Genomic DNA, 14,056 nt, shown 5'->3' on the forward strand with positions numbered 1-14,056 from the left:
TACGAAAAGAATGAAAATACATATAAAAAGAACCACCTGAGAAAAAGAAACCGGGCCGGGGAAAGAGATAGGGTCCTGGCGGAGATTCATAAGTGAGAGAAGGTGATTCCCATATCCTATTCAAATGCTTCTGATCCTGAAAAAGAATACATTGAGCTGATCCATGAAATGGCCAGCCATGTAAAGTATGGTTCCATTACCATAACGATTCAGGATGGAAAAATCGTACAGATCGAAAAAATAGAAAAAATCAGATTAAAGAGCTGACTGGACAACCGGAGGTTCTGATAAGCAGGAATGCGTATCAGGGAAGGTTGTCTTTTTTTGTATCCTAATTTAAGAAAGAGAGAGTGAAATGGCAAATACATATCAAAATCTGCAAAAGTCACATCCATGCTTTGGAGGAAATAAAAACAACGTGGGCCGGATCCATCTTCCGGTAAGCCCTGGCTGCAATATTTCCTGTAAGTTCTGTGACAGGAGAATTAACGATGAGGAAGAAAGGCCGGGAGTGACCTCTAAGGTGCTCACCCCTTTGCAGGCACTTAAGGTTCTTGACAAGGCTCTTGTCCTTTGTCCGGAGATCACGGTGGCAGGCATTGCAGGTCCAGGCGATACCCTGGCTACGGATTACGCTCTGGAGACATTCCGCCTGGTAAAGAAACACCATCCGGAGCTGATCAAATGTATGAGCACCAACGGGCTCCTTCTCTATGAAAGGGCGGCTGAGATCATTGAAATCGGAGTAGAATCCGTGACCGTTACAGTAAATGCGGTGGACCCGGAAATCGAGGCAAAGCTGAACCGGTGGATTCTGTACCATGGAAAAATCTATGAGGGAGTCCAGGCGGCTGAGATCCTGATAGAAAACCAGTTAAAGGGAATCAAAAAGATAGCGGATGCAGGAATTACGGTGAAAGTGAATACCGTGCTGGTGCCAAACATAAACGGAGGGCATATTGAGGATATTGCAAAGGCCGTAAAAGAGGCAGGCGCAAGGATCTATAACATCATTCCCCTGATCCCACAGGCAGACCTTTCCCGTGAACCAGCCCCTGTCTGTCAGGAAATCGACGAGGCCAGGACCCGGGCAGGAAAATACATCGATGTTTTCCGCCACTGCCAGCACTGCCGTGCCGATGCGGTGGGCATGCTTGGGGGGAAGGATTACGGAGATCTCATATACCAGAGAAGGATCGCAGGAAGTGATACCTTTTCCCACGGATAAAGGAAAAGGGGATTGAAAACACCATGAAATATAAGATAGCAGTCGCATCAACAGACGGAAAGGTAGTAAACCAGCATTTTGGCAGAGCCGAAGTTTTTTACATCGTAGCAGCCGACAGCAGGGATATGACATTCACATACGAGGGAAGCCGTAAAACAGTTCCCGTATGCAAGGGACAGGAGCATGATGAAACACAGTTAAAAGCCCTGGCAGTCCTGTTTGAAGATTGTGATTATGTTCTGGTCAGCCGGATCGGAGCCGGTGCTAGGGCTGCCCTGGAACAAAACCACATTGAAGCCTTTGAACTGCCGGGATATATTGAGGATTCCATCAGGAGGCTTCTTACTTACACAGAGTTACGGAAGTTATTAAATGAAGTTTAGAAAGGATCCATGACCATGGGCCAACTGGTTTTTAACAGAGCCAATGGAAGACTTATACGATAATTTATGATGAGAATCAGAAAGAGAGGATTTTATCAATGGGACAGATCAGACAGATTGCTATTTACGGGAAGGGAGGAATCGGAAAATCCACCACAACCCAAAACCTGACGGCAGGGCTGGTAGAGCTTGGAAAAAAGGTCATGGTTGTGGGGTGCGATCCAAAAGCGGATTCCACCAGGCTGCTCTTAGGCGGTCTGGCGCAGAAAACGGTTCTTGATACGTTGCGGGAAGAGGGGGACAGTGTAGAGCTGGACCGCATCATGAAGGAAGGTTATAAGGGAACCAGGTGTGTGGAATCAGGAGGCCCGGAGCCGGGAGTAGGCTGTGCCGGCAGAGGCATCATCACTTCCATAGGACTTCTTGAAAATCTTGGCGCCTATACCGATGACCTTGATTATGTGTTTTATGACGTATTGGGAGATGTGGTCTGCGGAGGATTTGCCATGCCCATCCGGGAAGGAAAGGCCAAAGAAATCTACATTGTGGCAAGCGGGGAGATGATGGCCCTGTATGCGGCAAATAACATTGCAAAAGGCATCAAACGGTATGCAAAGACCGGAGGAGTACGGCTTGGGGGAATTATCTGCAACAGCCGGAACGTGGACCGGGAGCTGGATCTGCTCCGTGCCTTTTCAAAAGAGCTTGGGACCAAGCTTCTCTACTTCGTTCCAAGGGATAACATTGTGCAGCATGCGGAGATCAACCGCAAAACAGTCATTGAATACAAACCCGATTCCAGCCAGGCAGATGAATACCGGAATCTTGCGCAGGCTGTCATTGATAATCAGGATTTCACCATTCCCACGCCCATGGATCAGGAACGGCTGGAAGAAATTCTTTTTGAATTCGGGCTTATGAACATCAACGATGATTATAAGATCTAAGGCACAAAGGGTGCTGGAATAAGGAGGGAATGAATGAGTAATATTCATAAATCAATCACGGAACTCATAGGAAAAACGCCTCTTTTGGAGCTGGAAAATTACGCAAAAAAACATGCTCTGGAAGCGAAGATCATCGCAAAGCTTGAGTATTTTAATCCCAACCAGAGCGTAAAAGACAGGATCGCACTGGCCATGATCGATGATGCGGAAAAAAAGGGACTTTTAAAACCAGGGTATACCATTGTGGAAACCACCAGCGGAAATACGGGGATCGGCCTTGCGGCAATCGCGGCAGCCAGAGGATATTCTTTCCGGGTATATGTCCAGGATTATGTCAGCGAGGAACGGTTTAAGAACATCAGAGCTTTTGGCGGAGAAGCCATCAGATTATCTCAGGTGCCGGAGGTCCAGGCGGTGCTGGATGAAACAGGCGGGGATTTTGTGGCGGCTGTTAATACTCTGAAGGAGAAGGTGCTGTCAAAGGAAAAAAACATCTTTTTTGTCAATCAGATCGAAAATCCGGCAAATCCTTTTGTTCATGAAGCGACCACAGGGCCGGAGATCTGGGCGGATACGGATGGAGAGGTGGATATTCTGGTGGCCTGCGTCGGCACGGGAGGTACCGTATCAGGGGCGGGAAAGTACTTAAAAGGTAAAAATAAAAATATTAAGATCATTGCCATACAGCCGGGGCCAAATTCCCTGCCCAGTGAGACCGATCCACTGCCGCCGGATATCACAGGGATCCATCCCTTTGAAGGAGTGCCTGCAGAACGGGTTCCCCTTACCATGGATCGAAACATTTATGATGAAAAATATGAGGTGGAAACTTATCAGGCTTATGAAGCTGCAAAGGAAGTGGCAAGGACAGACGGGATATTAGTGGGAACTTCCTCCGGAGCCGCCATTTTTGCAGCCGCCCAGGTGGCAAAAAGAACTGAAAACAAAGGAAAGAATATTGTAGTTGTTTTAGCGGATACCGGTCTTAGGTACCTGTCCACAAAGCTTTTTGAAGAAGCTTAGTCAAAGTCTGGAGGTTAAACATGGCAATTAATTTATCAAATTCCAATCTGGCTACCAGGGAGACCCGGTTAGGTTCCATAACCGGATATGTAGGAGACTTACATGATCTTGCCAGTCAGAGTAAGTGCGGCAGCTTAAAGGGCTGCGGGCGCTGTTTTTCCCAGTCAAGCACCTGCCTTTCAGGCTGTGCTCTCAGCCAGCTGGGAGGGATCCGGGATGTGGCGGTCATCCATCACGGTCCTTCCGGGTGTTCGGCCACGGCCAGTTCACAGTACATTGTTACCAATCAGGTAGCCGCTAAAAGAGGAGTCGTAAACAAATCTGTATACATCGGCACGGACATGAATGAGAATGATACTATTTTCGGCTCCACAGAAGCCCTGGCAGATATTATTGTGGAGGTTAACCGGCGTTACCAGCCAAAGGCAATTTTTGTCAGCAGTTCCTGTGCCACGGGGATCATCGGAGAAGACATTGACAGCGTGGTGGATGATGTGAAGGATCAGATTCCGGTACCTGTCATAGCCGTTCACTGCGAAGGTTTTAAATCACGAATCTGGGCGACAGGGTTTGATATATCCGATCATGCGGTATTAAGCGGAATCGTAAAGCCTCCCCAGCGGAAAAGAAAAACCATTAATTTTAAAAACTTTTTCGAAAGCGCCAGAAATGAAATCATGGAAATGTTTAAGAATTTTGATTTAGAACCCATTTTTTTATATGCCAACGCAACGGTGGAAGAACTGGAGCATTTATCAGAATCCGTTGCGACAACGTGCATCTGCGGAGTTCTTGGAAATTATCTGGGCAATGGCTTAGAAGAGCACTATGGCGTTCCCTATATCCGGACCGTCAATCCCTTGGGGATCGTCGGATTTGAGACTTGGCTTCGGGAAATCGGAAGGGTGGCCGGTAAGCAGCTTGAGGTGGAGAATTACATAGAAGAACAAAGAAAGATCTATATTCCTCAGATTGAAGCGGTGAAGGAAGAATTAAAGGGATTAAAAGCGGTTCTCGGAATGGGGCCGGGCTACACCTTTGAGGTGACGAGAGTTTTGAACGAGCTGGGAATCGAAGTGGTTTGGGCGCTGGCATGGCATTATGACAAGAAATACGAAAACGGGGATGTACCTCCCGCCATGAGTTATCTTCTCGACAATGACATTAATTTTGAAACCAGTGTGGCGGACCAGCAGAACTTTGAGGTGATGAACATCTTAAACAAATACCGTCCTGATTTATACCTTTCCCGCCATCCCGGTTCTACAGTATGGGCCATTAAACAGGGGACGCCGGCGGTCTATGTGGCGGACGAATACATGATATTCGGATATAAGCATACGCTGGAGTTCGCTCATACGGTTTTAGATACCATACGGAACCGGAGCTTTGAACAAAATCTGGCAAAACGAGTAAAGCTGCCTTACACGGACTGGTGGTATAAGCAGGATGTGGGAAGCTTTTTAGAGGAGGCGATTGGCTGATGGCAAAGATATTAGACAAACAGAGGTATAAATGCGCCATGAGCGCCATGCAGACCGTTCAGGCGATTGAACGGGCCATTCCGGTCCTCCATTCCGGGCCGGGCTGCGCCCAGAAGCTTTCCAATTCCTCGGGCAGTTCCGGATATTTTTCTCCCAATATCTATCCCTGTACCAGCATCAACGAAAAGGATGTTGTATTCGGAGGCGTTAAAAAGCTGGAGTCAACCATCAGACACTCCCTGGATGTCATTGACGCCGATTTATATGTGGTTTTGACCGGCTGTATCCCGGAGATCGTGGGTGACAACACCGAGGAAGTGGTGGAGGGGTTCCGGGATGCCGAAAAACCGGTCATCTATGCCTCAACCGCAGGCTTTAAGGGAAACAACTACAAGGGCCATGAGCAGGTGGTGGATGCAATCATTGACCAGCTTTTGGAACGGTCAGATAACCGGATAAAAAATCTGGTCAATATATGGGCCGATGTGCCTTATCAGGATGAATTCTGGCTGGGAAATTTAAGAGAGCTTGAAAATCTGGTCAGGGAGCTTGGCCTTACGCCGAACACCATATTTGGCTATCAAAGAGGATTAAGTAATGTAAAGAGGATCCCGGAAGCGGAATTTAACCTGCTGGTGTCTCCGTGGGTCGGGCTTAATAACATGAAGAACATGGAGAAGAAGCTTGGAATCCCTTATCTTCACTATCCCACCCTCCCCATAGGGGCTTTTGAAACCAGTAAATTCCTTCGGGAAGTAGGCGGGTTCGCAGGAGTGCCGGAGGAGAAGATCGAAAGCCTTATTGCTGAGAAAGAGGCTTATTATTACTATTACATTGAACGCTATGCGGATCTGTTCCTGGAGACCAGAGTCATGTCAAAGCAGTTTACAGTTGTGTCTGATGCCCAATATGCCCTTGGCATTACAAAGTTCCTGGTCAATGACCTGGGTTTGTTTCCTGCAAAGCAGTTCATAACGGATGATACTCCAAGAGAGTTCCGGAATAAGGTCTGTTCCTATTTTAAGGAGCTGAATTTTGGCATAGAAGCAGAGGTGGACTTTGAGACCGATGGCTATAAGATCCACAATGAGATCAAAGCCCATGATTATCATGGATATCCCCTGATCCTTGGAGGTCATTGGGAAAAAGAGGTTGCAAAACAGACTGATGCCCATTTCCTTAATGTATCCTGGCCGGTCAATGAAAGGCTGGTCATGAACAGCTACTATACAGGATATGACGGTGGCCTGAAGCTGATCGAAGACATCTATTCCGTTGCCAGAACAAGATTCAATTGACAGGCAGGTTCATGGAGGGAGTGTTATGCCATATAAAATTGCAGTTGCATCTTCTGACGGTGTGAATATTGACATGAATTTTGGGGCAGCCCATGAATTTTACATCTATAAAGTGGGAGAAGAAGGGGAGTACGCTCTTTTGGAAATAAGAGAAGCTGTAAATACAGCCGGAAAGCCTTCCTCCTGCCAGGGCGGGTGCAAAGGAAGGAACTGCGAAGGCTTACAGGAAAACCATCCAGGGGTGGATTTCATAGCAGACTGCCGTTGTGTCATCTGCAAAAGGATCGGCTTTCACATTCAGAAACAGTTGGAGAAAAAGGCGGTCAGTTCCTTTGATGTGGAAGGGAAAATTGAGGGCACATTGGAGAAAATCACCGGGTATTTTTACCGGGTGGATCACCATCAGACACTTCGGGGGATGGCGAATAAAATATGAAAAGAAAAGGAAGGGAAAAAATAATGAATCAATGGATAAAAAAGCTGGCTTTGAATGCCGTTCTGACAGCATTTGGGGCGGCAATGCTGACAGGATGCGGAAAAAAAGCGGCAGCAGCAGACAGCGGTGTCACAAAAGTGGTGGTAGGAACCGGCAATGCCTATGCGCCTTATTGCTATCTGGATGAGAAAGGGGAGCTTGCCGGGTATGAATATGAGGTCTTAAAGGCAGTAGATGAGGTGCTTCCCCAGTATGAATTTGAATATCAGACCTCTGATTTTGCCAATGTGCTGATTTCCCTTGATGCGGGCAAGATTGATCTTGCAGCTCATCAATACGAATATAACAAGGAAAGAGATGAAAAGTATCTGTTTGGAAAAGAACCGTATACCACCTATGTGACTTATCTTGCCGTAGCAGGTGACCGGACGGATATCCAGTCCCTTCATGATCTTAAGGGAAGGAAGGTAAAAAGCTCCACCGGTTCAAATTCCGTGTACATCCTGGAAAATTATAATAAAGACCATCCGGATAATCCCATAAAGATTGATTATGTGAATAATTCAACCGATGAAGAAACTATTACAGGACTTGTAAACGGAGTCTGGGATGCCACCATCCTGACTAAACGGGATGCGGAAAAGCTGAATAAAAATTATGAAGGCGGCAGGGAAGCCATAAAGGTGACGGGAGAGCCAATCCAGTCCTCTTCTACGTATTTTTTATTTGCAAAAGCCAATACCAGTCTGCAGGAGGCAGTGGATGGAGCGGTAAAACAATTAAGGGAAAGCGGAAGGCTTGCACAGATATCAAAGGATGTAATCGGCGGGGATTATACGGAAAGCGAGTAATGGTATGAATAAACTGTTTGGCTGGGAGCGGTTCTTTGAAAATATCCCTAAAATTCTTCCGTATTTATCAGTGACCCTTTGGATTGTGGTTTATGCCACGGTTTTCGGAGTGATTCTTGCCGCTTTCATTGTTCTGGCAGAGCTAAAAAAAATACCGGTCTTAAATCCGTTTCTAAAGGTTTATGTCTCATTCATGAGAGGAACCCCCATGCTGGTGCAGCTGATGATTATTTATTACGGGATACCGGCCCTTATTGATCCTGTTTTTGGCACCAACTTAAACCGGGGATGGAGTGCAGTGACTTTTGCTTATATCACCTTTATCTTAAATCAGGGAGCATTTCTTTCTGCCATATTTTACGGTGCAGTCACATCCATCCCCTATGGTCAGACAGAGGCAGGGTTAAGTGTGGGTCTTACGGAGTTTCAGACCTTTCGAAGGATCCTTCTGCCCCAGATGGTAAGGATCGCCCTGCCTCCCTTTGGCTCTGATCTGGTGGGCCTGTTCCAAAATTCCTCTCTTGTGTTTTTAATCGGTGTTACCGATATCATGGGAAGGGCCAAATCCATTGGTGCGGCCACAAAGCACGTACTGGAAGCCTATGTGTTTGTGGTGATGATCTATATTGTTATAAGTTTAACGGTCCGGCTTCTTTTTTATTACCTGAATATAAAACTGGAGTATGGAAGAGAAAGGACATGACCTGGAAAAGAGGGAAAAGGATGAATTTCAATGCAGCTCATTTTTATGAAAGCTTTCTATACGGAATCAGGTATTTTCCCAATACCCTGAGGCTTGTGTTCATTCCATTAGCCATAGGCCTGGCTCTTGGAACGGTAATCGCGCTTGCCAGGGTCTATCAAGTGCCTGTTATTAATAAGCTTCTTGGGATATTTGTTACGGTGTATCAGGGAGTTCCCATTGTGGTGGCTTTGATGATATATAACCTGATTTTCATGCTCAAATTCAATGATCTGGCAAAGCTTTTACATATTAAAAAAAGTGCCGCCGAAGTGGATCATATCTGGGTAGGCATTTTTGCCCTCAGCCTTACTGCGATCTGCTCTATATCAGAGGCGATCCGGGGAGCGCTGTTATCCATTGACAAGGGGCAGGATGAAGCCGGGTATTCCATAGGGCTTACAAAAGTCCAGACCATTAAGAGGATCATCATCCCCCAGATGATACCGGCGGCGATCCCCACCCTGATCAATCATGTGGTCGGTCTGATCAAGGCATCATCCGTTGTCATGGCCATCGGAATCGTGGAAATTGTGGCAGGAGCCACCATTCCAAGCTCCCGGACCTATTCGTTTTTTGAAGGGTATGTGGCGGCCGCAGTCATATACTGGGCATTTACCATTGTGATCGAATGCCTGGCAAAGGTTTTAAGACGCCATACAGGTAAGTTCAGGAGGAATCCATATGATTGAAGTAAAGCATGTTAAAAAGACCTTTGGAAAGCAGCAGGTCCTAAAGGATGTGTCTGTGGAGGTAGAAGATGGCCAGGTGGTGGTCCTCCTGGGGCCCAGCGGATCGGGAAAAACCACATTGCTGCGGTGTATTAATTTCCTGGAAAATGCGGACAGCGGCCAGCTTGCCATCGGGGATACCCGTGTGGACCTAAAAAAGGCGACCAAAAAGCAAATTCTGGAGATAAGAAGGAAAACAGCTTTTGTTTTTCAGAATTATAATCTTTTCGCCAATAAAACGGCATTGGAAAATGTGATGGAAGGTCTTGTTACGGCAAGGCGCATTCCAAGGGAGGAAGCGAGAAAGCGGGGAGAAGAAGCCCTTGACTGGGTGGGATTACGGGATAAGTATCATTGTTATCCTTCTCAGCTTTCCGGCGGACAGCAGCAGCGGGTCGGCATTGCCAGAGCCTTTGTCCTAAATCCGGAAGTGATCTTATTCGATGAACCAACCTCTGCCCTGGATCCGGAGCTGGTGGGGGAAACTCTTGACATCATTAAGAAAGTGGCAGGAAAAGGGATCACCATGATCGTGGTGACCCATGAAATGTCCTTTGCCCAGGATGTGGCAGATAAAGTGGTCTTTATGGACGGAGGAATTGTGGTGGAGGAGGGAAGACCGGAAGAGATATTTTCAAATCCAAAGGAAGAGAGGACCAGACAATTTTTATCCAGGATCATTTCCCTGGAGCCAAACTATTTTATTTAGGGGATTGAGAGGACTTTTACGGCTCGGCCAAAAGGTATGCAAAAGCGGCTTTATCCCTTGATGACAGTATCATCAGGCAGTTGGAGGATAATTTCCTGGAATAGCAGCTATCCTTATAAGCATATGGAAAATAAAAGGAATTGCAGTAAATAAAAAGATGAGCTTTGAAGGTGGCTTTTAAGACCACCATTCAAGGCTCATTTTTTGTATGCTATTCAGCTGCCAGCTGATCCAGGGATTTGAACTGATAGCCCATTTCTTCCCACTTGGTCAGCAATTCATCAAGGATCTGGGCGTTGGTGCTTGAGGTGCTGTGCAGCAGCACAACGGCGCCGGGATGAATCCTGCCTAAAAGCTTTTTAAAGGCTTCTTCCTTTGAGGGCTGCTTATCCTGATACCAGTCAACGTAGGCAAGGCTCCAGAAAAAGGTTTTGTAGCCCATATCACTTGCCATTTTTAAATTGGCTTCACTGTATTTTCCCTGAGGCGGGCGGTAGTATTGTCTCATGGGCTGTCCGGTGGTCTGTTCAAAAAGGACCTCTAAATCCTTAAGCTCTTTTTCAAATGCTTCTTTTGAAGACATCTTGGACATATCCGGATGATGATAGGTATGATTGCCTACGGTATGGCCTTCATCAACCATCCGCTTTACCAGCTCCGGAGCAGTTTCTATGTAATTACCTACCACAAAAAAGGTAGCCGGGGCATTGTGCTTCTTTAATGCATCAAGGATTGCTGGCGTATTTCCGTTTTCGTATCCGGCATCAAAGGTCAGATAAAGAACTTTATCCGGGGTTTTTTCCGCATAATAGGCATTAAATTTTTTTAAATAGTCCATGGTAGCATTGGCAACCGGGGGCTGCCCTTCCTGCTGGAAGCTCAGCCCCCAGTTTCCATCCGCCGCAGTCTCTACTGCTTTGTGGTGATCCACCAGCATGGCTCCAAGGTGGCCGGCCAGAAAGGCGCAGAGGAAAAGCAGGAATACCATAACTGCCTTCTTTCCTGTTTCAGATGGGATAGAAAGCTTTCTGATTTTTTCTGCAATCTTAAATTTTTGCAAAAATTTCATATATAAAGCTCCGTTATATTACATTTGTTTCAATATATGAAGCTTCTGTCTGTCCATATTCAAAAAGATTGCATTACCGTACCTGCTTTTCCTTCCAGGCTTGCTTTCGCTTTTTCAAGAGAGGTAATGATTGCCTTCCGGTCTTTTCCGTGCCGGAGAAAATCCAGGGAGGCTTCAATCTTTGGAAGCATGGAGCCTGATTCAAATTGTCCTTCCTGAATGTAGCCCTCTGCTTCCTCCAGGCTCATCTGGCTGATGGATCGTTCATCAGGCATTCCGAAATTCAGGGTGACATTGTCAACGTTTGTAAGGATCATGAGCACATCGGCATCGATTTCCTTTGCCAGAAGCCCGGCAGCCCGGTCTTTTTCAATGACTGCACTGGCACCCTTTAAGCGGTATCCCTGTTCCATAACCGGAATGCCGCCGCCTCCGCAGGCGATGACGATCTGGTCTGCATCCAGAACGGCCTTAATGATGTCAATTTCCACAATGGATACAGGCTTTGGAGAAGCCACGACCCGGCGAAAGCCCTTGCCAGGCACTTCTTCCACATAGTTTCCTTTTTCCTCTTCCTCTTTTGCATCTTCCGCCGACATAAAGCGTCCCACAGGCTTCATGGGGGTGTAGAAAGCCTCGTCATAAGGGTTTACCAGCATCTGGGTCAAAATGGTGGCTGCAGATTTGCAGATCCCCCGCTTCACCAGCTCAGCCCGGATGCCGTTTTGCAGATCATAGCCAATGTAGCCCTGGCTCATGGCAGAGCATACGGACATGGGCGCAGAAGTATAGCCGTCGTGAAGTTTTCCAAATTCATTCATAGCTGTGTGGATCATGCCCACTTGGGGGGCATTGCTGTGGGTGACCGCCACCTGCCAGCCGGCTTCAATAAAATCCGCGATGACCCTGGCTGTTTCTGCAACCGCTTTTTTCTGTTCCGGAAGATTTGTTCCTAAAGCATGATGTCCCAAAGCCAGGACAATACGTTTTTTTGCCATATCAGTTACCTCTCAGTTCCGTATAGTTTGATCAAAAAGTATAAAGATATTATATTATCAGACAATAAAAAAATCAACAGAATTCAAAAGATTGGAACCTTTAAAGAGAATAAAGCGTTTCTTTAGAAATAATTTAAAAAAATTATGGTAGATATCCTGAAAACAGATGGTATAATATACACAAAAGCAATGAGCAGTGCGAAATAAGGCAGGGAAAAAATTTCGTTGTGCTCGCACATAAGAAATTTTTTCCCTGCCTTATTTCATAGGGCGAATGCCCGTGAGCTGGTAAAACCTGCGGTTTTACCAGCTGCACTGCGGATCTACGGCATAATAATCCCAAAGATGAAAGGACACCATGTATATGATATCAATCATCCTGCATCTGATCCTGCCCATGTTTTTCTACACAGCCATGACGACCGCCTTATTTCTATACTTAAACTTAGCCCCCTTGGAAGCCACCGCCTTATCCGCCCTTTTAGTCTCGCCCGCACTTTATTATATCTATTCCACAGACCAGAGGCGCCGCGGAAATCCTTCCTTCTCAGGACTCAAGCTTCACGGCTGCCTGGCCTATATAATAATATTTGCAGTGGCTTTATGTGTATTTGGAAACTATATAGTAGAAGTATCAGGACTGGCTGAAAAGTCCACATCCTACAAGGAGGCAGAAAACAATCTCTATTCAGCAGCCTTTCCAATTCAGCTTCTGGCTTCCGGTCTTTTAATCCCTCTTGCAGAGGAGATCATTTTCCGTGGACTGGGTTTTGCCTCACTGAGGGACAAGCTTCCTTTTTGGCTGTCTGCGGTCCTGTCTGCGGCATTATTTGGGTTTTACCATGGAAATCTTCCTCAGGGAGTTTATGCCTTTCTCATTGGACTGGCCGTTGCCTGGCTGTACGAGGTTTCGGGGACATTACTGGCCCCCTGCCTATTCCACATATCAGCCAATTTACTGTCGCTCTGTGTAATGAATACGGGGCGTTTGAATTATTTATTTCGTACAGACCGAAAGCCGTTTCTGGCGGCCATATCAGCAGTGGTGTCTGTTATTTGTGCGATCCGGATTTATCAGAAAAACAATTTTAAGGAGGATATTTTGTGAAGCTTTTATCTGTAGCAATTCCATGTTACAACTCTGAGGCCTATATGAGGCACTGTATTGATTCCCTGCTGCCGGGAGGTGACGAGGTCGAGATTCTCATCGTGGATGACGGGTCCGCCAAGGATCATACGGCAGAAATCGCAGACGAATATGAAAGAAATTACCCGGAAATCTGCCGGGCGATCCATCAGGAGAACGGCGGTCATGGCGCGGCAGTCAATGCCGGATTAAAAAATGCCACCGGAATTTATTTTAAAGTAGTGGACAGCGATGACTGGGTGGACGAGGCGGCTTTACTGGAAATTCTGGACACTTTGCGGCGATTTGTCTATGGAGAAAATACTCTTGATATGCTGGTCAGCAATTTTGTCTATGAAAAGCAGGGGGCAAATCGGAAAAAAGTCATGAATTACCGCACAGCTCTTCCAAAGAATGAGATATTCAGCTGGGAGGACGTCAAGGTGTTCCTGCTGGGGCATTATATTCTCATGCATTCGGTGATTTACCGGACAGAGCTTCTAAGGCAATGCGGGCTGGAACTTCCCAGGCACACATTTTACGTGGATAATATATTTGTGTACCAGCCTCTGCCTCACGTTAAGACCATGTATTATTTAGATGTGAATTTTTACCGGTATTTTATCGGAAGAGATGACCAGTCGGTAAACGAATCCATCATGATCGGCCGCATTGACCAGCAGATCAAGGTGACAAAGCTGATGCTGGGATATTACGATGTGATGAAGATCAAGCAGCGTAAGCTGCGTCATTACATGGTTCGGTATCTGGAGATCATGATGACCATATCCTCCATCCTTGCCATCAAGTCTGAAAATGATGAAAATATGGAAAAGAAAAAGGAACTGTGGCAGTACTTGCGCAAGCAGAATTTACCGCTGTTTTTAAGGCTTAGATTTGGCTTTATGGGGCAGGGGGTTAATCTCCCAGGAAAGAACGGAAGGAAATTTCCTATTGCGATCTATAAAATGACCCAGAAATTTTTCGGTTTTAACTAGAACAATGCCTTACAGTAAAAAAATATCCCCTGG

General features: G+C 46.3%; 16 protein-coding genes. 14 read left to right on the forward strand and 2 right to left on the reverse strand.

Features of this window, described 5'->3' with window-relative positions:
• Nucleotides 1–102 precede the first annotated feature (102 nt).
• The 12 genes from ABFV83_RS04170 to ABFV83_RS04225 all read left to right on the forward strand — a co-directional run bounded on the left by ABFV83_RS04170 (nucleotide 103) and on the right by ABFV83_RS04225 (nucleotide 9,832).
• Nucleotides 103–267, forward strand: a complete 165-nt coding sequence (locus tag ABFV83_RS04170) for a YezD family protein (protein ID WP_349947685.1) — start codon at nucleotides 103–105, stop codon at nucleotides 265–267.
• A gap of 88 nt (nucleotides 268–355) precedes the next feature.
• Entirely contained in the window at nucleotides 356–1,228 is an 873-nt protein-coding gene (locus tag ABFV83_RS04175) for a radical SAM protein (RefSeq protein ID WP_349947686.1), read from the forward strand.
• A gap of 23 nt (nucleotides 1,229–1,251) precedes the next feature.
• A complete protein-coding gene (locus ABFV83_RS04180; RefSeq protein ID WP_349947687.1) occupies nucleotides 1,252–1,611 on the forward strand; it encodes a NifB/NifX family molybdenum-iron cluster-binding protein in 360 nt (119 codons plus the stop codon).
• A 98-nt stretch (nucleotides 1,612–1,709) separates the two neighbouring features.
• Nucleotides 1,710–2,558: a nitrogenase iron protein gene (gene nifH / locus ABFV83_RS04185; RefSeq protein WP_054738531.1), complete on the forward strand. Its 849-nt coding sequence runs from the start codon at nucleotides 1,710–1,712 to the stop codon at nucleotides 2,556–2,558.
• Between the two features lie 33 nt (nucleotides 2,559–2,591).
• Nucleotides 2,592–3,581 carry a cysteine synthase family protein gene (locus ABFV83_RS04190; protein ID WP_349947688.1) on the forward strand — a complete coding sequence of 330 codons (990 nt, stop codon included), beginning with the start codon at nucleotides 2,592–2,594 and terminating at the stop codon, nucleotides 3,579–3,581.
• A 20-nt stretch (nucleotides 3,582–3,601) separates the two neighbouring features.
• The gene (locus ABFV83_RS04195) at nucleotides 3,602–5,065 is read left to right on the forward strand and encodes a nitrogenase component 1 (RefSeq protein ID WP_349947689.1); all 1,464 of its coding nucleotides are present in this window, start codon (nucleotides 3,602–3,604) and stop codon (nucleotides 5,063–5,065) included.
• Nucleotides 5,065–6,363, forward strand: coding sequence for a nitrogenase component 1 (locus ABFV83_RS04200; protein WP_349947690.1), 1,299 nt, complete (start codon nucleotides 5,065–5,067; stop codon nucleotides 6,361–6,363). Before ABFV83_RS04195 ends, ABFV83_RS04200 begins: the two co-directional genes overlap by 1 nt.
• A gap of 25 nt (nucleotides 6,364–6,388) precedes the next feature.
• Nucleotides 6,389–6,799, forward strand: coding sequence for a NifB/NifX family molybdenum-iron cluster-binding protein (locus tag ABFV83_RS04205; protein WP_349947691.1), 411 nt, complete (start codon nucleotides 6,389–6,391; stop codon nucleotides 6,797–6,799).
• Nucleotides 6,800–6,822: 23 nt separating this feature from the next.
• Nucleotides 6,823–7,650, forward strand: a complete 828-nt coding sequence (locus ABFV83_RS04210) for a transporter substrate-binding domain-containing protein (protein ID WP_349947692.1) — start codon at nucleotides 6,823–6,825, stop codon at nucleotides 7,648–7,650.
• A 4-nt stretch (nucleotides 7,651–7,654) separates the two neighbouring features.
• Nucleotides 7,655–8,353 carry an amino acid ABC transporter permease gene (locus tag ABFV83_RS04215; RefSeq protein WP_349947693.1) on the forward strand — a complete coding sequence of 233 codons (699 nt, stop codon included), beginning with the start codon at nucleotides 7,655–7,657 and terminating at the stop codon, nucleotides 8,351–8,353.
• 20 nt (nucleotides 8,354–8,373) lie between these two features.
• On the forward strand, nucleotides 8,374–9,084 hold the full coding sequence (locus tag ABFV83_RS04220; RefSeq protein ID WP_349947694.1) for an amino acid ABC transporter permease: 711 nt from the start codon (nucleotides 8,374–8,376) through the stop codon (nucleotides 9,082–9,084).
• Nucleotides 9,077–9,832 (forward strand): amino acid ABC transporter ATP-binding protein, encoded by a 756-nt coding sequence (locus tag ABFV83_RS04225; RefSeq protein ID WP_349947695.1) that lies wholly within the window; start codon nucleotides 9,077–9,079, stop codon nucleotides 9,830–9,832. Before ABFV83_RS04220 ends, ABFV83_RS04225 begins: the two co-directional genes overlap by 8 nt.
• A 211-nt stretch (nucleotides 9,833–10,043) precedes the next feature.
• On the opposite strand, the gene pdaA is transcribed toward ABFV83_RS04225, so the two are convergent.
• On the reverse strand, nucleotides 10,044–10,820 hold the full coding sequence (gene pdaA / locus ABFV83_RS04230; protein ID WP_349948857.1) for a delta-lactam-biosynthetic de-N-acetylase: 777 nt from the start codon (nucleotides 10,818–10,820) through the stop codon (nucleotides 10,044–10,046).
• 140 nt (nucleotides 10,821–10,960) lie between these two features.
• A complete protein-coding gene (gene arcC / locus ABFV83_RS04235; RefSeq protein WP_349947696.1) occupies nucleotides 10,961–11,899 on the reverse strand; it encodes a carbamate kinase in 939 nt (312 codons plus the stop codon).
• A gap of 364 nt (nucleotides 11,900–12,263) precedes the next feature.
• On the opposite strand from arcC, the gene ABFV83_RS04240 reads away from it, so the two are divergent.
• Nucleotides 12,264–13,007, forward strand: coding sequence for a type II CAAX endopeptidase family protein (locus ABFV83_RS04240; protein ID WP_349947697.1), 744 nt, complete (start codon nucleotides 12,264–12,266; stop codon nucleotides 13,005–13,007).
• Complete coding sequence (locus ABFV83_RS04245) at nucleotides 13,004–14,023, forward strand: glycosyltransferase family 2 protein (RefSeq protein ID WP_349947698.1); 1,020 nt, start codon at nucleotides 13,004–13,006, stop codon at nucleotides 14,021–14,023. The genes ABFV83_RS04240 and ABFV83_RS04245 overlap by 4 nt, the downstream gene beginning before the upstream one ends.
• Nucleotides 14,024–14,056: the final 33 nt, after the last annotated feature.

It is taken from the genome of Lacrimispora sp. BS-2, assembly GCF_040207125.1.
Classification (GTDB): Bacteria; Bacillota; Clostridia; order Lachnospirales; family Lachnospiraceae; genus Lacrimispora.